This window comes from Janibacter melonis (assembly GCF_020567375.1).
GTDB classification, from domain to species: Bacteria; Actinomycetota; Actinomycetes; order Actinomycetales; family Dermatophilaceae; genus Marihabitans; species Marihabitans melonis.
The window spans coordinates 676,472-694,138 of record NZ_JAJBZM010000002.1; the positions used below are offsets into that span (position 1 = coordinate 676,472).

Below are 17,667 nucleotides of genomic sequence, written 5' to 3' on the forward strand. Positions count from 1 at the left end.
ATGACGAAGGGGTGCGAGGTCACCCTCGACGACGTGAGACGAGCCCTCGGCACGGTGCTCGACCCCGAGCTCGACGAGCCGATCACCGACCTGGGCTTCGTGCGCTCGGCAGAGGTGGGGGAGGGCACGGCCGTCGTCCACCTGCGCCTGCCGACGTCCTTCTGCTCGCCGAGCTTCGCCTACCTCATGGCCTCCGACGCCAAGGACGCGCTCGTCGCGCTCGACGGGGTCGAGCGCGTCGTCGTCGAGCTCGACGACCACCACGACTCGGCCCTCATCAACGCCGGGCTCGCGGCCGACGCGGGCTACGTCGGGACCTTCGGGCACGAGGCCGAGGAGAGCCTGGAGGGGCTGCGGTCCGTCTTCCGCCGCAAGGCGCACACCGCCGCCTCCGAGCGCAGTCTCGCCGAGCTGCTCCGGGCCGAGCCCTCCCTTCGCGAGGGCGACGTCGGCAGGGTCCGGCTCGGTGACCTGCCCCCGGGCCGGACCACCGACGCCCTGCGCCGCCGGCGCGAGTCGCTCGGTCTGAGCCTCGACGACGACGCCCTCGTCCTCGTCGACCACGAGGGGCGCGGGTACGCCCCCGACGCGGTGCCGATGGCGCTGCGCCGGGCCCGCGCCACCCGGGTCTCCATCGACGGCAACGCCCACTTCTGCCGCGGGCTGCTGCGCACCCGCTACGACGGGTCCGGCGCCGACCAGACCCCCCGGCTCGACGGCGCCGAGCCGGGCGACCACCACCACCTCATCCCCCTCACCGTGAAGGAGACCACCCGATGAGCAGCATGCGAGCCGTCCAGGTCGTCGGCTACCACCAGGACCTCGAGATGACGCAGGTCCCGGTGCCGGAGGCCTCCGGGCCCTGGGACGTCGTCGTGCGGATCGGCGGGGCGGGGGTGTGCCGCACCGACCTGCACATCCTCGAGGGGCAGTGGGCGGAGAAGTCGCAGGTCGCCCTGCCGTACACGATCGGTCACGAGAACGCCGGGTGGGTGCACGCCGTCGGCTCGGCGGTGACCAACGTGCGCGAGGGCGACAAGGTGATCCTCCACCCGCTCATCACGTGCGGGCTGTGCCGCGCATGCCGGCGCGGCGACGACGTGCACTGCGAGACGAGCGCCTTCCCGGGCATCGACACGAACGGCGGCTACGCGGAGTACCTGCGCACCTCGGCCCGCTCGGTCGTCAAGATCGACGACTCCCTCGAGCCGGCCGACGTCGCCGCGCTCGCCGACGCCGGTCTCACGGCGTACCACGCGGCGGCGAAGGCGGCCCGCCGTCTCACCCCGCGCGACACGTGCGTCGTCATCGGCGCCGGCGGTCTGGGCCACATCGGCATCCAGGTGCTCCGGGCGCTCAGCCCGGCGCGGCTCGTCGTCGTCGACCGCAACGAGGCGGCGCTCGCGCTGGCTCGGGAGATCGGCGCGCACGAAGGGGTCCTCGGCGACGGGTCTCAGGTCGAGGCCGTCCTCGAGCTCACCGGCGGGGTCGGTGCAGAGGTCGTCGTCGACTTCGTCGGCGAGGGCGGGTCGACCGCCGAGGGCATCGCGATGACCCGTCAGGCCGGCGACTACCACGTCGTCGGTTACGGCGAGGACGTCGTCGTCCCGACGATCGACCTCGTCTCGAGCGAGAAGAACGTCATCGGCAACCTCGTCGGCTCGTACAACGATCTGCAGGACCTCATGGCGCTCGCCGCCTCGGGGGCGGTCACCCTGCACACGCAGAAGTACGCGCTCGACGACTTCCAGCAGGCGGTCACCGATCTCGACCAGGGGGCGGTGCGAGGGCGCGCGATCCTCGTGCCCTGAGATCCGCCGAGGTCAGCGGCACGGGCGGTGGTGGAGGTGGTCGAGCCTCCCCACCGCCTGGTTGACGAGGAGCATCGACGCCAGCGCGAGGGCGAGCGCGGTCCCCACCCCGAGCGGACCCATGGCCACGGCGACCACGGCGGCGAAGGTCGCCGTGCCGGGCACGACGGCGAGGGTGCCGCGCAGCAAGGTCCGGGCGGGGGCTCCCCCTTCGTGCCGGTGGGTGCCCGGCACGACGACGGAGACGACGAGCGGCACGGCGGCGAGGATCCCGGCCAGGGACGGCCCGAGGACCGAGCTGGAGGCGACGAGCGTCGCGACGAGCACGCCGGTGAGCGTGGCCCGGCCGGTGAGCTCGCGGGCGCTCGGCCCGTCGGTGGTCGAGAGGGAGTGGTCTCGAGGCCGCTCACCGCGGCCGACGAAGGGGGCGGGGCGCCACCGAGCCAGGGCGAGAAGTGCCAGCGGCACGACGACGAGGGCGCTCGCCCAGGGGGCTCGGTCGGTCCACGCGTGGGTCGCGGCACCGACGACGAGGAGCGTCGGCATGACGCCGGCCATGACACGCAGGGGTCGTGAGGTGAGGGTGGTCCCGAGCGCGTAGAGCGTGACGAAGGCGAGGACGAGGAGCTGGCCGGCGAGCACGCCCCGCGCCGCGACGGTGGCGGCGGGCACCCCGTCGCCCCACGCGAGGACGAGGAGGAAGGGGCCTGAGGTCAGCGGCAGCCCGATGAGCTGGCCCGAGCGGCGCGGGCCGAGGCGGTGCTGGGCCCAGCCGGCGAGCAGGACGGTGAGCGGGGGGAAGAGGAGGCGGAGGAGGAGTGCTTCCACGTCCTCTGACGCTTCCACGGATGGGACCTCGGGTGGCGCGGACCTCGGGGCCAGCACCCCCGATGGGCCGATGGATCTGCGGTGATTGCCGCTCCCGACCGTGGATCCTGCGAACATGGTCCGCATGGATGCCATCGACCGCCGCCTGCTGCGTCTGCTCCACGAGGACGCCCGCACGACCTACCACGACCTCGGGCGCGCGGTGCGGCTGTCGGCCAACACGGTCTCCGAGCGGGTGCGCCGGCTGCGCACGTCAGGGGTGGTCAAGGCCTACCGCGCTGAGCTCGACCCCTCGGCGCTCGGCCGCCGGCTGGTGATGATGAGCGACGTGCGGCTGCGCGAGGGGATGGAGCGCTCGGTCTTCGAGGACGGGGTGCGCGAGGTGCCGCAGGTCGTCTCGGGCAGCCGGGTCACGGGGGAGTACGACTTCCAGATCCGGGTGGTCTGCGTCGACGCCGCCGAGTTCGAGGGCGTCGTCGACGTGCTCAAGCGCGACCACGGCGTGCGCGAGCTGCGCAGCCGCCTCGTCCTGCACGACATCGAGATCGACCCGAGCCGCCTGCTCGACCTGTGACCACCCCTTCGCCCGCCCGGACGCAGACGAGCGCCCCGCCCGACGGGTGTCGGACGGGGCGCTCGGTGGCCTGGGTCAGGCGAGGGTCTTGGCGTCGATGACGAAGCGGTAGCGCACGTCCGAGGCGAGGACGCGCTCGTAGGCCTCGTTGACCTTCGCGGCCTCGATGACCTCGATGTCGGAGCCGATGTTGTGCTCGGCGCAGAAGTCGAGCATCTCCTGGGTGAGGGCGATGCCGCCGATCATCGAGCCGGCGAAGGAGCGACGGCCACCGATGAGCGAGAAGACGTTGACCTCGAGCGGCTCCGGCGGGGCGCCGACGTTGACCATCGTGCCGTCGACGGCGAGCAGGCCGAGGTAGGAGTCGATCGCGATCTTCGCGCTCACCGTGTTGATGATGAGGTCGAAGCGGCCGGCGAGGTCCTCGAAGGTCGTCTCGTCGGAGGTCGCGTAGTACTCGTCGGCGCCGAGACGCAGGCCGTCCTCCTGCTTCTTCAGCGACTGGGAGAGCACGGTGACGTGCGCGCCGAGGGCGTGCGCGATCTTCACGGCCATGTGGCCGAGACCGCCGAGGCCGACGACGGCGACCTTCGAGCCGGGGCCGACACCCCACTTGCGCAGCGGCGCGTAGGTGGTGATGCCGGCGCACAGCAGCGGGGTGGCGGCGGCGGGGTCGAGGCCCTCGGGCACGCGCAGGACGAAGTCGGCGTCGACGACGACGTGGGTGGAGTAGCCGCCCTGCGTGATCGTGCCGTCGCGGTCGGTCGCGCCGTACGTGGCGACGTTGCCCTCGACGCAGTACTGCTCGTCGCCGTTGGTGCAGTTCTCGCAGCGGCCGCAGGAGTTGACCATGCAGCCGACGCCGACACGGTCGCCGACTGCGTGGCTGCTCACGTCGGAGCCGACCTCGCGGACGATGCCGACGATCTCGTGGCCCGGCACGAGCGGGAAGGCCTGCGGGCCCCAGTCGCCGTTGACCGTGTGGATGTCGGAGTGGCAGATGCCGGCGAACTCGATGTCGATGAGCACGTCGTTCGCGCCGACCTCGCGGCGCTCGACGGTCGTGGGGACGAGCGGCTCGCCGGCGGCGGGCGCGGCGTAGGCGTTGACCTGCATGGGTGTGTCCTCGGTTCTCGGGGTGGGGATGGGGGTGACGAAGGGGGTCAGGACCGGCCGACGCGCGTGAGGTCGTCGGCGAGAGCCCTGGCCCGGGTGGAGAGCTCGGCGGCGCGGGCGTCGTCGCCCGCCTGGACCGCACGCCAGTAGTCGACCTTGAGGGCGACGTAGCGCTGGCGAAGGGCGATGGCCTCCGCCTCGCGGGCGAGGCGCTGCTGCTGCTCGGCGAGCAGCTCGGCCTGCTCCGCGGCTGCGGAGGGGCCGAGGCGCCCGTTGGCGACGTAGGTCTTCATGTCCGCGACGGACAGGCCCGTCGCCGCGAGACAGGCGACCCAGGTGAGCTGGTCGAGGTCGGCGTCGTCGTACACCCGGTGACCGCTGCTCTCGCCGCGACGCACGGGGTCGATGACGCCGATGGACTCGTAGTACCGCAAGGTGCTGGCGGGCAGCCCGGTGAGGGCCGCCGCCTCCTTGATCGTGTACTCGCGCTGGGTCGTGCTCACAGATGACGACGCTAAGAACTTCGAGTACTTGAAGTCAAAGCGCCTCGAGAACGCTGTCCAGGGTGGGTTCAGAGGGGCATCGGGGTGAGCACGGCGACGAGCCACGACCCGTGGTCACGCACGAGCTGGTGACGAAGCGCTCTCGCTCCGTGCCGTCGTAGGACCACGTGACGTCGGCCCAGATGCTGTGGTCCGGCGCCGAGGCGATGACCTCCACCGCGGGCGACGCCTCCTCGATCTCGCCGCGCTGCGCGGCCGCGTCGGCGAAGAAGGTGCGTACCTGCTGGCGGTCGGCGACGGGCAGGGGCTGGGCGGGGAAGAGCACGAGGGAGGGCACGCAGTACAGGTCGGCCACCGCTTCGGCGTCGCGGGCGACGACGGCGCCGGCGTACGTCTCGAAGAAGTCCTGGGCCGTGCTCTGGGGGGACGTGCTCTCAGCGCTCATCCGCTCACGCTACGTCCGGCCCGGGGGGCTTGCGGGGCTAGGCGAGCTGGGCGACGACGATCGCGAGGATCGCGAGGAAGGGCGGCAGCAGCTGCTTGAGCGCGGCCGAGGTCTTCGAGCGGTCCGAGAGCATGAGCACCAGCCCGGCGGCGACCATCGAGCCCGTGCCGACGAGCACGAGGGTGAGGCCGACCGCGCGCTGGTCGGCGATGACGAGCACGATGCCCAGCGCGATCTCGATCGCGAGGAAGAGGTTGTAGAAGCCCTGGTTGTAGGCGAGCGGCTTGGTGATCTCGGCGATCTGCGGGCTCTCGATGCCGAAGGTGCGTCGTGCGGCGTCACCGGTCCACTGCAGGGACTCGAGCACGAAGATGTAGACGTGGATGAGGGCGGCGACCGCCGCGAGCACGAGTCCGATGGCGAGCACGGGGCGTCCCTTCGTCGACGGCCCGGCCGGTCCGGGTCCGCTCGAAGCGTCCCACGACGGGCGACGGAGCGTCGCCGGACGCGCGGGTGGCCGGGCCTCTGCCCCTAGACGGTGAGCGCTCGGCGGCTGCCGGCCTGCACCAGACCCATGAAGGCACCGAGCGAGCGCAGCTCGCCGGGGGTGCGCGGAGCGGAGTCGAGCAGCCGAGGCGAGAGGACGACGTAGGCGGCATGCTGCCCGCGCGAGATGGCGACGTTGAGGCGGTGCCTGTCGAGCAGGAAGCGCAGGCCACGGCTCACGTCGTGGGCGGACGACGCCGCCATCGACAGCACGGCGACGGGTGCCTCCTGGCCCTGGAACTTGTCGACCGTGCCGACCTCGACCTCGGCCAGGCCGGCCGTCTCAAGGGCGCCGCGCAGGGTGCGCACCTGGTGGTTGTAGGGCGTGACGACGATGACGTCGGCAGGGGCGAGTGCCCGGGTGCCGTGCTCGTCGGTCCAGGCCCGCCCTGCGAGTGAGCGGACGAGGTCGACGACCGCGTCCGCCTCCTCGGGCGAGCTCGTGCGTCGCGCGAGGTGGTCGACCTCGACGACGTGCAGGCCGGGCTCGACGCCCTCGAGCGATCGGGCCGCCGTCACCGCCTCGTGGGAGCCGAGCTGGTCGTCATAAGCGAGCCGCGAGACGTGCTCGGTGAGCTCGGGATGCATCCGCCAGGTCGTCGCGAGGAAGTACCCGTGCTCGGCGGGGATCGTCGCGCGGTCGCCGAGGAGCCAGCCCAGAGCGGAGCGGTCGACCGGCTCGGGGTGCGAGCCCTGGCTGACCTGACCGAGCTGCTGCGGGTCGCCGAGGAGCAGCAGCCGCGCACCGGCTGCCGCGCACGCGATGGTCGGCGCGAGCGCGAACTGCCCCGCCTCGTCGACGACGACGAGGTCGAGCTGGCCGCGCTCGATGCGCTTGACGTTCGTGAGGTCCCACGTCGTCCCGCCGACGACGTAGCCCCGCCCGGCGGTCGTGTGCGCGGCGGCGAAGGCGGCGTGCCCGTCCTTGGGCAGCGCGGTGAAGCTCGGGTCCTCGCCCTGGGCGACCTTGCCGACCTGGTCTGCGGGGATCCCCGCGGCGACGACGCAGCCGAGCAGGTGCTCGACGGCGGCGTGGCTCTGCGCGACGACCCCGACGCGCCAGCCGTGCTCGAGCACGAGGTCGCGCACGACGTGGCTGCCGACGTACGTCTTGCCGGTGCCAGGAGGGCCCTGGACGGCGAGGTAGGAGTCGTCCATCGCGAGGAGGGCGTCGCGGATGTCGGTGATCGGCGTGCCGCCCGCCGGCAGAGCCGAGCCGTCGCGCAGACGCGGCGGCCGTCGCAGCAGCAGGTCGAGGGCCGAGCGGCCGAGGCCCTGCGTCGAGGGGCCGTCTTCGACGCCCCCGGCGGCGAGCACGCCCTGGCCCACCTCTGCGATGGCGGCCGCGATGGTCGTCGTGCCGGGGGGCGAGGACGGGCCGAGACCGATCGGCAGGTCGTCGTAGGGGTCGGCGTCCTTGGGCAGGACCTCGACGAGGACGAGCTCGAGGAGCACCTCGCCGGTCACCGGGTCCACGTGCTCGCCCTGCGCCAGCACGGCCATGTCGCGGCACCCATGCGGCAGGTCCTCCTTGGCCAGGCAGTCGGGTCGGCCCGGCCCGTAGACCGCGACGACCGAGCTGCCGACCCCGGCGCGCATCCCGCCGCCCTCGCCGATGACGCGGATCGTGCGCCGGGGGTTGCCCCGCGGGCCCTGAGACCAGTCGTCGAGCAGCTCGGCCTCGCGCACGACGACGACGTCTCTGCCGCGGGCCCACTGCTCGGGCGGGGACTCGAGCCGGTCGAAGTGGCCCCACCAGTGGGGCTTGGCCTCGCGGCGGTGGTACTGGACGGCGGCGGAGAGCATGGCGACGGCCTGCTGCTGCGGCGTGCGCTGCTCGGGCGGGGTGTCACCGGCGAGCTCGCGGAGGGCGACCTCGAGGGGGTGGGGCTCCTCGACCCGCGCGTCCGGGTCGGCGTCGGCCCGCCCGGGCTGCAGCTCGACCCCGGCGTCCTGCGCCCGCCGCGCCAGCCAGTCGCGCAGCCGCAACGTCGAGAGGCAGTCGTACTCGTTGTACTGGCGGATGTCCTCGAGCCGGCTCGCGGCGAGCGCGGTGTCGCCGTCGAGCACGGCCTGGGTGTAGCGGTGGTACTCGACGATCGAGTCCGCACCCCCGGTCACGCCTTCGCGGTCGCGGTCCTCGCCGCGCTCCATGTAGAGCGGCTCGAGACGCTTGATCGAGTACGACGAGGAGCCGACCCGCACCGCGGCGCGCACGACCGGGTAGAGGTCGATGAGCACCCCGTCGGCGAGCAGACCGTCGACGACCTCCTGGCCGACGGCGTGCCGGGCGGACAGGCGCAGCAGCGCGGCTCGCTCGTAGTCGGCGTAGTGGTAGACGTGCAGCTCCGGCCAGGTCCTGCGACGCTCCTGAAGCCAGTCGAGGAAGTCGAGCAGCGCCTGGCGCTCGCTCACGCGGTCGTGGGCCCAGAAGCCGCGGTAGCGCTCGACCCCGTCCTCGACCCACAGGCACCCGAAGAGGTACTCCAGCCCCCAGTCGCCCGACCCGGGGACGTGCCACATCGGGTCGCCCTCGAAGTCGAAGAAGACGTCTCCGTCGCTCTTCGGGCGCAGGGCGGCCAGGGCCTGCGGGTCGTGCACCGCGAAGGGGAGGTCGCCCCCTTCGCCCGCCGCCTGCTGCAGGCGCGCCTGCTCGCGCAGCGCGCCCACCCGCTCTGGACGCATCCCCGGCACGACGGTGCCCTCGGGCAGGTCGGCGAGGTCGGCGACGGTACGTACCCCGGCGGCGAGGAGCTGGGCGTGCTGCTCGACGTGGACCCCGGCGACGAGGAGCACGTCGTCGCGGGCCTCGAGCTCGGCGGTGCAGTGCTCGCAGCGCAGGCAGGCCTCCCACCGCTCGTCGCCCCACCGCACCGGGCCGGTCTCGGCGAGGTGCGTGCCGACGACGTCCGCGAGCCGCTCGCGCCGAGCACGGACGACCGGCAGGAGGTCGGCGAGCCGGGTGTCGCTCACCTCGTCGTCGCCGAGGACGAGCCGGACGAAGGGGGCCAGCCGCACCCCGTCGAGCGCGGCGACGGCCGCGCCGAGGACCTCGGCGTAGGCGCCGGTCTGGAGCAGCGCGGTGACGGACTCGCTGCGGGCGAGCTTCGCGTCGACGACGACCCAGGACCCGTCGTCCTCGCGGACGAGGAAGTCGACGAAGCCGAGGAAGTCTCCGTCGTAGACGCAGGCCTGGTGGATGGCGCGCACGGCGGGGTCGGCCATGAGCTGCAGGGTCTGCTGCATCCCGGCGGCGTAGCCGGCAGGGGTGCGCTCGGGGGCGCTCGCGCCTCGCACCGCGCCGGGGTGGGTCCGGCTCAGCGCCGCGAGATGACGCTGCTCGTGGGCCGTGCCGAGCTCGGCCGCACGCTCGACGACCGGGTCGACCTCGTGGGGGACCTCGGGGGAGCGGCCGGCGCGCACGTCGAGCTCGGCGAGCAGGGCGAGCTCGCAGGCCGTCGCGGCGCGCAGGTCCGAGGCCGAGAGCACGACGTGCGGGGCGTCGGTGCCGGTGGCGTCACGGTCGATGAGGAGCATGCCGCCAGGCTACGAGCGAGGTCTGACACCTCAGACCCAGCTGGGGAACCACATCCGCCACTGCCAGTGCTCGTAGGGGATGACCTGAGCGGTCCACACCGGCCAGTAGAAGGCGAAGTTCGCGAGCACGAGCAGGGCGTAGGCGCCGATGAGGGCGTACCCGACCTGCCGGCGCCGCTCGCTCGCCCCGGCGGGCGGCACGAGCATCGCGAGCAGGTAGGCGACCGCGAGCACGACGAAGGGCTCGAAGGAGATCGTGTAGAAGGTGAAGATCGTGCGGTGCTGGATGAAGAACCACGGGAACCAGCCCCCGACGAAGCCCGCGAGGATCGCGCCGGCCCGCCAGTCCCTGCGCATGGCCCAGGCGACGACAAGCACGAGCAGCGCGGCGGTCGCGACCCACCAGATCGAGATGGAGCCGAGCGAGGTGATGGCCTTCGAGCACTTCTCGACCTCGCAGCCGATGTCTCCCGCCCCCTTCGACTCGTAGAAGAAGGAGGTCGGGCGCGACTGCACCATCCACGACCACGGGTTGCTCTCGTACGTGTGCGGCGAGGTGAGGCCGTTGTGGAAGGTGAGGATCTCGTGGTGGTAGTGCAGGAGGGAGCGCAGCGACTCCGGCAGCCAGGTCACGCCCTGGCCGGGGTTGTCGGCCGCCCAGTGCCGTCCGTAGCTGACGTCGCTGCGGAACCACCCGACGAAGCTCGCGAGGTAGGTCGCGAGGACGACGAGCGTCATCGAGACGCCGGCGAGCACGCCGTCCTTGAGCACCCCGCCGGCCATCCAGTGCCGCACGCCGACGGTGCGGCGAGCGCCGATGTCCCAGAAGAGCGTCATGAGGCCGAAGGCGGCGAAGACGTAGAGGCCCGACCACTTCGTGCCGGTCGCCAGGCCGAGCATAAGCGCCGCGACGAGCCGCCACGGGCGCCACCACAGCATCGGCCCCAGCCGCCACCGGGTGCCGGCGGGTGCGGACGCGACCACCCTCGCGAGTCTCTCGCGGGACCAGTCCCTGTCGAGCAGCAGCGCCCCGAAGGCCGCGAGCACGAAGAACATGAGGACGATGTCGAGCAGCGCCGTGCGGCTGTGGACGAAGTGGTGCCCCTCGAAGGCGGTGAGGAAGGCCGCCGCCGTCCCGAGGAAGCTGCTCGCGAAGAGGCGCCGCGCGATCCGTCCGATCATGACGATCGAGATCGTGCCGAGCAGGGCGACGGAGAAGCGCCAGCCCCACGAGCTCGTCGAGCCGAAGATCCACTCGCCGAAGGCGATGACCCACTTGCCCACCGGCGGGTGGACGACCATGTCGCCCTCGGTCGAGCGGAAGACGTCGAGGGTGCCGGCCGTGAAGAGCGGGTCGACGACGTCGCCCTCGCCCTTCCAGCGCATCTCGGTGCCGTACTGCAGCATCGAGACGCCCTGCTTGACGTAGTACGTCTCGTCGAAGACGAGCTGGTGGGGACGGTCGAGCCGCCAGAAGCGCAGGATGCCGCCGAGCACGGCGAAGGTCAGCGGCCCCCACCAGCCGAGCAGCCGCTCGCGCCGCGAGTCCCAGGTGGGCAGGCGACCGAGCAGCCGGGTGCGCAGGTCCTCGAGACGGGCCGCGTCAGGCCCGGGTCGACCCGCGGAGGAGGCGCGTCGACCCGCGACAGAGCCGACGCGATCCATGGGCCGCATCGTAGGCGAGACTGCTGCTATGCCCCTGATCCTCGCTGCGACCCCGATCGGCGACCCCCGCGACGCCGCGCCCCGTCTCGCCGAGGAGCTCGCGGGTGCCGACGTCGTCGCCGCGGAGGACACGCGCCGGCTGCGCCGCCTGTGCGCGGCCCTCGACGTCACCCCGCGCGGCCGGGTCGTCAGCTATCACGAGCACAACGAGGCGTCCCGGACCCAGGACCTGCTCGACGCGGTGACGAAGGGGGAGCGCGTCGTCCTCGTCACCGACGCGGGCATGCCCTCGGTCTCCGACCCCGGGTACCGGGTCGTCGCGGCGTGCGCCGCCGCCGACCTGCCGGTCACCTGCGTCCCCGGGCCGAGCGCGGTCCTCATGGCGCTCGCCGTGTCGGGGCTGCCGGTCGACCGCTTCTGCTTCGAGGGCTTCCTCCCGCGCAAGGAGGGGGAGCGGCGCCGCATGCTCTCCGAGCTGCAGACCGAGCGCCGCACGATGGTCTTCTTCGAGGCGCCCCACCGGCTCGCCGCGACCCTGACGACGATGGCCGAGGTGCTCGGGGCGGACCGCCCGGCCGCCGTCTGCCGCGAGCTGACGAAGACCTACGAGGAGGTGCGAAGGGGTGGCCTCGCCGACCTCGCGCAGTGGGCGGTCGAGGGTGCCCGCGGAGAGATCACCGTCGTCGTCCAGGGCGTCGACCCCGCGGCGGTGGCGGCCACGATCGAGGACGGGGCGGCCCGGGTCGCCGAGCTCGTCGCCCAGGGGGTGCGCCGCAAGGAGGCCGCCGCGCAGGTGGCCTCCGAGACGGGTCTGAGCAAGAAGGCCCTCTACGACTCGACCCTCGGCGCCTGAGGCGGGTCCCCCTTCGTGAGGTCCTGGGCGAGCATGACGATGATCCCGCTCGGGCCGCGGACGTAGGTGAGCCGGAAGGCGTCCTCGTAGGTCGCGACGCCGCGCAGCGGCTGGCACCCGTGCCGGGCCGCGACCGCCAGGGACTCGTCGATGTCGTCGACGGTGAAGGCGACGCGGTGCATGCCGATCTCGTGCGGCTGCGTCGGTTCGCTCTCGACCGGCTCGGGATGGATGTGCTCGAAGAGCTCGAGCCGCCCGTGGCCGTCGGGCGTCTGGAGCATCGCGATCCGGGCGTGGTTGCCGTCGAGGCCGACCGCCGTGTCGGCCCACTCGCCGCTCACCTCGTCGCGCCCGAGCAGGCTCAGACCGAGGTCGGTGAAGAAGGCGATCGCCGCCTCGAGGTCCCGGACGGCGATCCCGACGTTCTCCAGTGCGATGGGCATGTGACCCACGCTACTGAGCCAGGCGTGCCCCGAAGGGGTCGGAGGATCGGTGCTCAGCAAGACTTTCGTCGGGTTCGCCCGAGTTTCTTACTCCTGCAGAGGCGGGGTTTATCGGGTGACCCGAGAAACCTGGGGCGGGTGAGACGTCGGACCCGGGGGCTCACCGAGCACCCAGGTGCGCCTGCGACAATCCAGGTCATGACCACGCCGCAGGACCCCCGGCCGGCCGAGGGCACCCCCTTCGACGACCCCGAGGCGACCCCGGAGTCCGGGACCGACGTCCCCGTCCTGCGCGAGAGCGAGCAGGCCGCCGAGCAGGCCGCCGCCGAGGCGGCCGCCGGTGTCGCCGCCGCGCACCGCACCGGCACCGGTGGCACCGAGCGCACCGTCGTCCACCTCCTGCGCCACGGCGAGGTCTTCAACCCGCAGAAGATCCTCTACGGACGCCTGCCGGACTTCCACCTCTCCGAGCTGGGCCACGAGATGGCCCGCGTCGTCGGCGACCACCTCGCCGACGCCGACATCGGCCTCGTCGTGCACTCCCCGCTCGTGCGCACCGCGGAGACCGCCGCGCCGACCCTCGAGCGCCACGGCCTCACGGCGGTCGTCGACCCCAGGGTCATCGAGGCTGGCAACAAGTTCGAGGGACGCCGCTTCCGCAAGCGCCTGCTCCTCGACCCGCGCCGCTGGTGGTGGATGCGCGACCCCACGAAGCCCACCTGGGGCGAGTCCTACAAGGCGATCGCGAAGCGGATGACCGAGGCCATCGAGGACGCGCGCGACCACGCCCGCGGTCGCGAGGTGCTGATCGTCAGCCACCAGCTGCCGATCTGGACCATCCGCAGCGCGATGCGCGGCGAACGCCTGTGGCACGACCCGCGACGCCGCGAGTGCAACCTCGCCTCGCTGACGACCCTCACCTACGTCGGTGACGAGTTGGAGTCCGTCGAGTACTCCGAGCCCGCCGCCCACCTCTACGTCCACGCCGAGAAGCTGCCCGGAGCATGATGTCCCGCACGACCCGCCGCCTCACCGCGGCCCTGGCCGCCGGCGCCCTCGCCGTGGGCCTGGGCGCCTGCTCCGACGCCGACTCCGTCGCCGAGCAGGCCAAGGCCAACCCCGATGCGGGCTACATCGCCGGCGACGGCTCGATCGTCGTGCGCGCCGAGGGTGACCGCAAGGAACCCGTCGAGCTCCAGGGCGACACCCTCGACGGCAAGCCCTTCTCCATGGCCGACCACCGCGGCGAGGTCGTCGTCGTCAACTCCTGGGCGAGCTGGTGCGGGCCGTGCGAGCGCGAGGCCCCGCACCTCGTCGCCGTCGCCGAGCGCTACAAGAAGGCGAAGAAGCCGGTGCAGATGGTCGGCATCAACTTCCGCGAGCCCTCCGTCGACACGGGCAAGGCCCAGGCCGACGTGTGGGGCTTCACCTGGCCGTCGGTCTTCGACAAGAGCGGCCGCTCCGCCATCGACATGCAGGGATACCTCAAGGCGACGCCCTCGACCGCCGTCCTCGACCGTCAGGGTCGCGTCGCCGCGGTGGTGAATGGCGCGACGACCGAGTCGACCCTCACCGGTCTCGTCGACGACGTCCTCGCCGAGGGCGCGAAGGGGTGACCCCGGCATGAATCCGTCCGGCGCCGTCGAGAGCGGCGCGCTCCCGCTCGCCGCGCTCGTCGCGGCGCTCGCCGGGCTCGTCTCCTTCGCCAGCCCGTGCGTGCTCCCGCTCGTGCCCGGCTACCTCGGCTACGTCACGGGCCTGTCCGACGTCTCCCTCGAGCGGCGATCCACCCGCCGGATGATGCTCGGCGCGGTCCTCTTCGTCGCCGGCTTCACCGTCGTCTTCGTGCTCACCGCGATGTTCGTCGCGACCGCGGGTCGCGCGCTCGTCGAGAACCGCGAGCTGCTCACCCGCATCGGCGGGGTGGTCGTCATCGTCATGGCGCTCGTCTTCCTCGGCGCGGGCAGCCAGCGCACCGTGCGCCTGCCGATCAAGCCGGCCACGGGCCTGGCCGGCGCCCCGCTCCTCGGCGCGATCTTCGGTCTGGGGTGGGCGCCCTGCGTCGGGCCGACCCTGGCCGCCGTGCTCACCCTCTCGCTGACCGGCGACGCGGGCACCAGCCGCGCCGTCGTCCTCGCCATCGCCTACTGCGTCGGGCTCGGGCTCCCCTTCGTCCTCGTCGCCGGCGCCTACGAGCGCTGGGGCTCGGTCTCCGCGTGGCTGCGACCGCGGCTGCGCGCCATCCAGGTCGTCGGCGGGCTGCTGCTGCTCGCCGTCGGTGTCCTGCTTGTTACCGGCTGGTGGACGACGATCACCGTGTGGCTCCAGTCCCGGTGGATCAGTGGCTTCGAGGTGATCCTGTGACGACGACCGACCCCACGACCCGCGGCGCGAAGAAGACGCCCGGGCGGCCCGTCACCCAGCCTCGGCTGGGACCGGTCGGATGGGCCCGATGGGCCTGGCGGCAGCTGACGAGCATGAAGACCGCGCTCTTCCTGCTCCTCCTGCTCGCCATCGGCGCCGTGCCCGGCTCGATGTTCCCGCAGCGCTCGCTCGACCCGTCGCAGACCGCGGCGTGGATCCAGCGCCACCCCGAGGCCGGGCCGGTCCTCGACCGCTTCTACGCCTTTGACGTGTACTCCTCCCCGTGGTTCTCGGCGATCTACCTGCTCCTCTTCACCTCGCTCGTCGGCTGCATCGTGCCGCGCACGCTCACCCTCGCCCGGCAGCTGCGCGGCCGCCCGCCGCGCACCCCGCGGCGGCTCGAGCGGCTCGACGCCCACGACGCGCTCGTCGTGCGCGACGAGGACGTGCCCGCCGCGCTCGACGCGGCCGCGAGCGCCCTTCGCCGCCGTCGCTACCGCATGGCCCGGCACGACGACCAGACGATCTCGGCCGAGTCCGGGTACGTCAAGGAGATCGGCAACCTCGCCTTCCACGGCTCCCTGCTGACCCTCATCGTCGGGCTGGCGATCGGCCACCTCTACGGCTGGCGCGCCGACATCGTCGTGCCCGAGGGCGAGTCCTTCGTCAGCACGGTGACCCGCTACGACACCTGGGCCCCCGGCCCGCTCGTCGACGAGTCCTCGCTCACCCCCTTCGAGCTCACGGTCGACCAGATGTCGGCGCGCTTCGAGGAGGACCACCAGAGCCAGATCGGCATGCCGCGCGCCTTCTCGGCCGAGGTCACCTACGCCGACCGGCTCGGCGGGGCGACGAAGAAGGACACCGTGCAGGTCAACCACCCGCTCGAGCTCGACGAGTCGACGGTCTTCCTCCTCGGCAACGGCTACGCGCCCGTCGTCACGGTCAAGGACGACGCCGGCAGGGTCATCTACCGGGGTGCGACGCCCTTCCTCGCGCAGGACGGCAGCTATCGCTCGACCGGTGCGATCAAGGTCGGCGCGGCCCAGCCCGAGCAGCTCGGCTTCGTCGGGCTCTTCCTGCCGACCGCGGTCGTCGACGACACGAACGGCCCGATCTCGATCTTCCCCGACCTGCGCAACCCGGCGCTCGCGATGAGCCTCTACGAGGGCGAGCTCTTCCCGCAGGGCGGGGCGCAGTCGGTCTTCAGCATCGACACCGAGGCGATGACGCCGGTCGCGCCCGACGACGACAGCGAGGACATCGCGCGGCTGTGGCTGCAGCCCGGCGAGACCGCCCAGCTGCCCGGCGACCGCGGCTCGATCACCTTCGACCGGGTGGACCGCTTCGCGGGCTTCGCCGTGCGGCACGACCCCGGCAAGGGGCTCGTGCTCGGCAGCTCGGTCGTCGCGCTGCTCGGTCTCATCACCTCGCTCACGCTGCGGCGCCGCCGCGTCTTCGCGCGGGTCGTGCCCGCCGGTGACGGGCGCAGTGTGCTCCATCTCGGCGCGATGACGAAGGGGGACGACGACCGGCTGGCCCGGGTCGTCTCCGACCTGGCCGACCAGCTCGGCAGCAGCTTCGACGACGAGGGTGACCGCACCCCGGCGTCGGTGGGAGAATCGAGGACGTCATGACGAACGAAGTGCTGGCCACCTACGCTAACTACGCGCTGTACTCGGCCGTCGGGGTGCTGTCCCTGGCGATGATCGCGTACGCCGTCTACCTCGCCGGGGCGGTCCCCGCCTCCGAGCGCGAGCACGAGTCGCTGGACTCCGACGAGCAGGCCGCCGCCGAGCGGGCGCGTGCGCGCGCCGAGCGCGTCGCCGCGGTCTCCGGCGGGTCGGTCGCGACGAGCCCGGTGACCGGGCCCGTGGGTGCGGACGACGGGACCACGGTCGAGGACGCCGCGGCACCCCAGGGCGACCCGGAGCGGGCCCGCAAGGGCGCCGGCATCGGTGGCACCCTGTCCTACCTCGGCACCGGGCTGCTCCTCGTCTCGCTCGTGCTGCGCGGCATGTCCGTCGACCGGGCGCCGCTGGGCAACCTCTTCGAGTTCTCCGTCGCGGGCGCCTTCTTCGCGATGCTCGTCTACTGCATCGGCCCGCTGCGTCGTGGCATGCACTGGCTGGGGCTCTTCGTCCTCGCGCCGGTGACGCTGCTGCTGTGGCTCGCCGGCACGATCTGGTACACCGAGGCCGCCGAGCTCGTCCCGAGCCTCGACTCGTACTGGCTCGTCATCCACGTCTCCATCGCGACGCTCGCGACCGGCCTGTCCATCGTCGGCGCCGTGCTCGCCGCGCTCTACCTCGTGCGCGACAAGGCCGGCCCCGGCTCCTTCTGGACCAAGCTGCCCGCTGCCGCGCGTCTCGAGCGCCTGTCCTACGGCATGCACGTCGTCGCCTTCCCGATGTGGACCTTCACCCTCATCGCGGGCGCGATCTGGGCCCGCCAGGCGTGGAGCTCGTACTGGAACTGGGACCCCAAGGAGGTGTGGACCTTCGTCATCTGGATCGTCTACGCCGCCTACCTGCACGCCCGGGTGACGAAGGGGTCGAACCGCCGCACCGCCGCGTGGATCGCGCTCGCCGGCTTCGCCTGCATCGTCATCAACTACACGATCGTCAACTTCTACTTCATCGGTCAGCACAGCTACGCGGGCACGAGCTGATGGTCCGCTACACCCTGCTGCGCGCGCTCGTCTTCCTCGCCTGCCTGGCCGCTCTGTGGCTGGCCGGGCTGCGCGACCGCTCCGAGCAGCCCTGGCTCGTCGTCGGCGCCGCCCTGCTGTCGATGGTCGTGAGCTTCTTCGTCCTGCGCCCCTTCCGCGACGACGCGGTCCGCTCCATCGAGGCCCGTCGGGCCGCGAAGGAGACGGGCGAAGGGGAGCCCCGCCCCACCCGCTCTCGCCGCCGCCCCGCGGTGAGCGACGAGGATGCCGAGGACGCGGACAGCGACACCTTCCGCTGACCCCCCTTCGGA

The 17,667-nt window shown here is 72.6% G+C and carries 18 protein-coding genes; 10 read left to right on the forward strand and 8 right to left on the reverse strand.

Annotated features, from left to right (window positions below):
- Positions 1 to 780, forward strand: coding sequence for a metal-sulfur cluster assembly factor (locus tag LIV55_RS09390; RefSeq protein ID WP_229300364.1), 780 nt, complete (start codon positions 1 to 3; stop codon positions 778 to 780).
- Positions 777 to 1,811, forward strand: a complete 1,035-nt coding sequence (locus LIV55_RS09395) for an NAD(P)-dependent alcohol dehydrogenase (RefSeq protein WP_224766876.1) — start codon at positions 777 to 779, stop codon at positions 1,809 to 1,811. The genes LIV55_RS09390 and LIV55_RS09395 overlap by 4 nt, the downstream gene beginning before the upstream one ends.
- A 12-nt stretch (positions 1,812 to 1,823) precedes the next feature.
- Here LIV55_RS09395 and LIV55_RS09400 read toward each other — a convergent pair whose 3' ends face one another.
- Positions 1,824 to 2,639 carry a hypothetical protein gene (locus LIV55_RS09400; protein ID WP_229300006.1) on the reverse strand — a complete coding sequence of 272 codons (816 nt, stop codon included), beginning with the start codon at positions 2,637 to 2,639 and terminating at the stop codon, positions 1,824 to 1,826.
- A 124-nt stretch (positions 2,640 to 2,763) separates the two neighbouring features.
- Between LIV55_RS09400 and LIV55_RS09405 the strand changes: the two genes are divergently transcribed.
- Positions 2,764 to 3,213 carry an Lrp/AsnC family transcriptional regulator gene (locus LIV55_RS09405; RefSeq protein WP_229300007.1) on the forward strand — a complete coding sequence of 150 codons (450 nt, stop codon included), beginning with the start codon at positions 2,764 to 2,766 and terminating at the stop codon, positions 3,211 to 3,213.
- A 75-nt stretch (positions 3,214 to 3,288) separates the two neighbouring features.
- Here the strand turns inward: LIV55_RS09405 and LIV55_RS09410 are convergent, their stop codons facing one another.
- The 6 genes from LIV55_RS09410 to LIV55_RS09435 all read right to left on the reverse strand — a co-directional run bounded on the left by LIV55_RS09410 (position 3,289) and on the right by LIV55_RS09435 (position 11,025).
- A complete protein-coding gene (locus LIV55_RS09410) occupies positions 3,289 to 4,329 on the reverse strand; it encodes an NAD(P)-dependent alcohol dehydrogenase (RefSeq protein WP_229300008.1) in 1,041 nt (346 codons plus the stop codon).
- A gap of 47 nt (positions 4,330 to 4,376) precedes the next feature.
- Positions 4,377 to 4,832 carry a MerR family transcriptional regulator gene (locus LIV55_RS09415; protein WP_229300009.1) on the reverse strand — a complete coding sequence of 152 codons (456 nt, stop codon included), beginning with the start codon at positions 4,830 to 4,832 and terminating at the stop codon, positions 4,377 to 4,379.
- Between the two features lie 34 nt (positions 4,833 to 4,866).
- Positions 4,867 to 5,277: a DUF6841 family protein gene (locus LIV55_RS09420; protein WP_229300010.1), complete on the reverse strand. Its 411-nt coding sequence runs from the start codon at positions 5,275 to 5,277 to the stop codon at positions 4,867 to 4,869.
- 37 nt (positions 5,278 to 5,314) lie between these two features.
- Complete coding sequence (locus tag LIV55_RS09425) at positions 5,315 to 5,704, reverse strand: DUF1304 domain-containing protein (RefSeq protein WP_229300011.1); 390 nt, start codon at positions 5,702 to 5,704, stop codon at positions 5,315 to 5,317.
- 104 nt (positions 5,705 to 5,808) lie between these two features.
- Positions 5,809 to 9,360 (reverse strand): TM0106 family RecB-like putative nuclease, encoded by a 3,552-nt coding sequence (locus LIV55_RS09430; protein WP_229300012.1) that lies wholly within the window; start codon positions 9,358 to 9,360, stop codon positions 5,809 to 5,811.
- 30 nt (positions 9,361 to 9,390) lie between these two features.
- Complete coding sequence (locus LIV55_RS09435; RefSeq protein WP_229300013.1) at positions 9,391 to 11,025, reverse strand: dolichyl-phosphate-mannose--protein mannosyltransferase; 1,635 nt, start codon at positions 11,023 to 11,025, stop codon at positions 9,391 to 9,393.
- 28 nt (positions 11,026 to 11,053) lie between these two features.
- On the opposite strand from LIV55_RS09435, the gene rsmI reads away from it, so the two are divergent.
- Complete coding sequence (gene rsmI / locus LIV55_RS09440; protein ID WP_229300014.1) at positions 11,054 to 11,878, forward strand: 16S rRNA (cytidine(1402)-2'-O)-methyltransferase; 825 nt, start codon at positions 11,054 to 11,056, stop codon at positions 11,876 to 11,878.
- Here rsmI and LIV55_RS09445 read toward each other — a convergent pair.
- The gene (locus tag LIV55_RS09445) at positions 11,854 to 12,321 is read right to left on the reverse strand and encodes a VOC family protein (RefSeq protein WP_229300015.1); all 468 of its coding nucleotides are present in this window, start codon (positions 12,319 to 12,321) and stop codon (positions 11,854 to 11,856) included. The genes rsmI and LIV55_RS09445 overlap by 25 nt on opposite strands.
- Before the next feature lie 198 nt (positions 12,322 to 12,519).
- Here LIV55_RS09445 and LIV55_RS09450 point away from each other — a divergent pair, with 198 nt between their 5' ends.
- Genes LIV55_RS09450 through LIV55_RS09475 form a run of 6 tightly spaced genes read left to right on the forward strand, consistent with a single transcriptional unit; the run spans position 12,520 to position 17,655 of the window.
- Positions 12,520 to 13,329, forward strand: coding sequence for a histidine phosphatase family protein (locus LIV55_RS09450; protein ID WP_191563899.1), 810 nt, complete (start codon positions 12,520 to 12,522; stop codon positions 13,327 to 13,329).
- On the forward strand, positions 13,326 to 13,937 hold the full coding sequence (locus LIV55_RS09455; protein WP_123092319.1) for a TlpA family protein disulfide reductase: 612 nt from the start codon (positions 13,326 to 13,328) through the stop codon (positions 13,935 to 13,937). Before LIV55_RS09450 ends, LIV55_RS09455 begins: the two co-directional genes overlap by 4 nt.
- 7 nt (positions 13,938 to 13,944) lie before the next feature.
- Positions 13,945 to 14,685, forward strand: coding sequence for a cytochrome c biogenesis CcdA family protein (locus LIV55_RS09460; protein WP_068276782.1), 741 nt, complete (start codon positions 13,945 to 13,947; stop codon positions 14,683 to 14,685).
- Entirely contained in the window at positions 14,682 to 16,322 is a 1,641-nt protein-coding gene (gene resB / locus LIV55_RS09465) for a cytochrome c biogenesis protein ResB (RefSeq protein WP_229300016.1), read from the forward strand. The genes LIV55_RS09460 and resB overlap by 4 nt, the downstream gene beginning before the upstream one ends.
- The gene (ccsB, locus tag LIV55_RS09470; RefSeq protein WP_229300017.1) at positions 16,319 to 17,356 is read left to right on the forward strand and encodes a c-type cytochrome biogenesis protein CcsB; all 1,038 of its coding nucleotides are present in this window, start codon (positions 16,319 to 16,321) and stop codon (positions 17,354 to 17,356) included. The genes resB and ccsB overlap by 4 nt, the downstream gene beginning before the upstream one ends.
- Positions 17,356 to 17,655: a DUF4229 domain-containing protein gene (locus LIV55_RS09475; RefSeq protein ID WP_229300018.1), complete on the forward strand. Its 300-nt coding sequence runs from the start codon at positions 17,356 to 17,358 to the stop codon at positions 17,653 to 17,655. Before ccsB ends, LIV55_RS09475 begins: the two co-directional genes overlap by 1 nt.
- The last annotated feature ends 12 nt before the right edge of the window (positions 17,656 to 17,667 follow it).

Coding starts and splice junctions, on each gene's coding strand:
- LIV55_RS09390 (WP_229300364.1), top strand. CDS start 1: ATGACGAAGGGGTGCGAGGTCACCCTCGACGACGTGAGACGAGCCCTC.
- LIV55_RS09395 (WP_224766876.1), top strand. CDS start 777: ATGAGCAGCATGCGAGCCGTCCAGGTCGTCGGCTACCACCAGGACCTC.
- LIV55_RS09405 (WP_229300007.1), top strand. CDS start 2,764: ATGGATGCCATCGACCGCCGCCTGCTGCGTCTGCTCCACGAGGACGCC.
- LIV55_RS09410 (WP_229300008.1), bottom strand. CDS start 4,329: ATGCAGGTCAACGCCTACGCCGCGCCCGCCGCCGGCGAGCCGCTCGTC.
- LIV55_RS09420 (WP_229300010.1), bottom strand. CDS start 5,277: ATGAGCGCTGAGAGCACGTCCCCCCAGAGCACGGCCCAGGACTTCTTC.
- LIV55_RS09430 (WP_229300012.1), bottom strand. CDS start 9,360: ATGCTCCTCATCGACCGTGACGCCACCGGCACCGACGCCCCGCACGTC.
- LIV55_RS09435 (WP_229300013.1), bottom strand. CDS start 11,025: ATGGATCGCGTCGGCTCTGTCGCGGGTCGACGCGCCTCCTCCGCGGGT.
- rsmI (WP_229300014.1), top strand. CDS start 11,054: ATGCCCCTGATCCTCGCTGCGACCCCGATCGGCGACCCCCGCGACGCC.
- LIV55_RS09445 (WP_229300015.1), bottom strand. CDS start 12,321: ATGCCCATCGCACTGGAGAACGTCGGGATCGCCGTCCGGGACCTCGAG.
- LIV55_RS09450 (WP_191563899.1), top strand. CDS start 12,520: ATGACCACGCCGCAGGACCCCCGGCCGGCCGAGGGCACCCCCTTCGAC.
- LIV55_RS09455 (WP_123092319.1), top strand. CDS start 13,326: ATGATGTCCCGCACGACCCGCCGCCTCACCGCGGCCCTGGCCGCCGGC.
- LIV55_RS09460 (WP_068276782.1), top strand. CDS start 13,945: ATGAATCCGTCCGGCGCCGTCGAGAGCGGCGCGCTCCCGCTCGCCGCG.
- ccsB (WP_229300017.1), top strand. CDS start 16,319: ATGACGAACGAAGTGCTGGCCACCTACGCTAACTACGCGCTGTACTCG.
- LIV55_RS09475 (WP_229300018.1), top strand. CDS start 17,356: ATGGTCCGCTACACCCTGCTGCGCGCGCTCGTCTTCCTCGCCTGCCTG.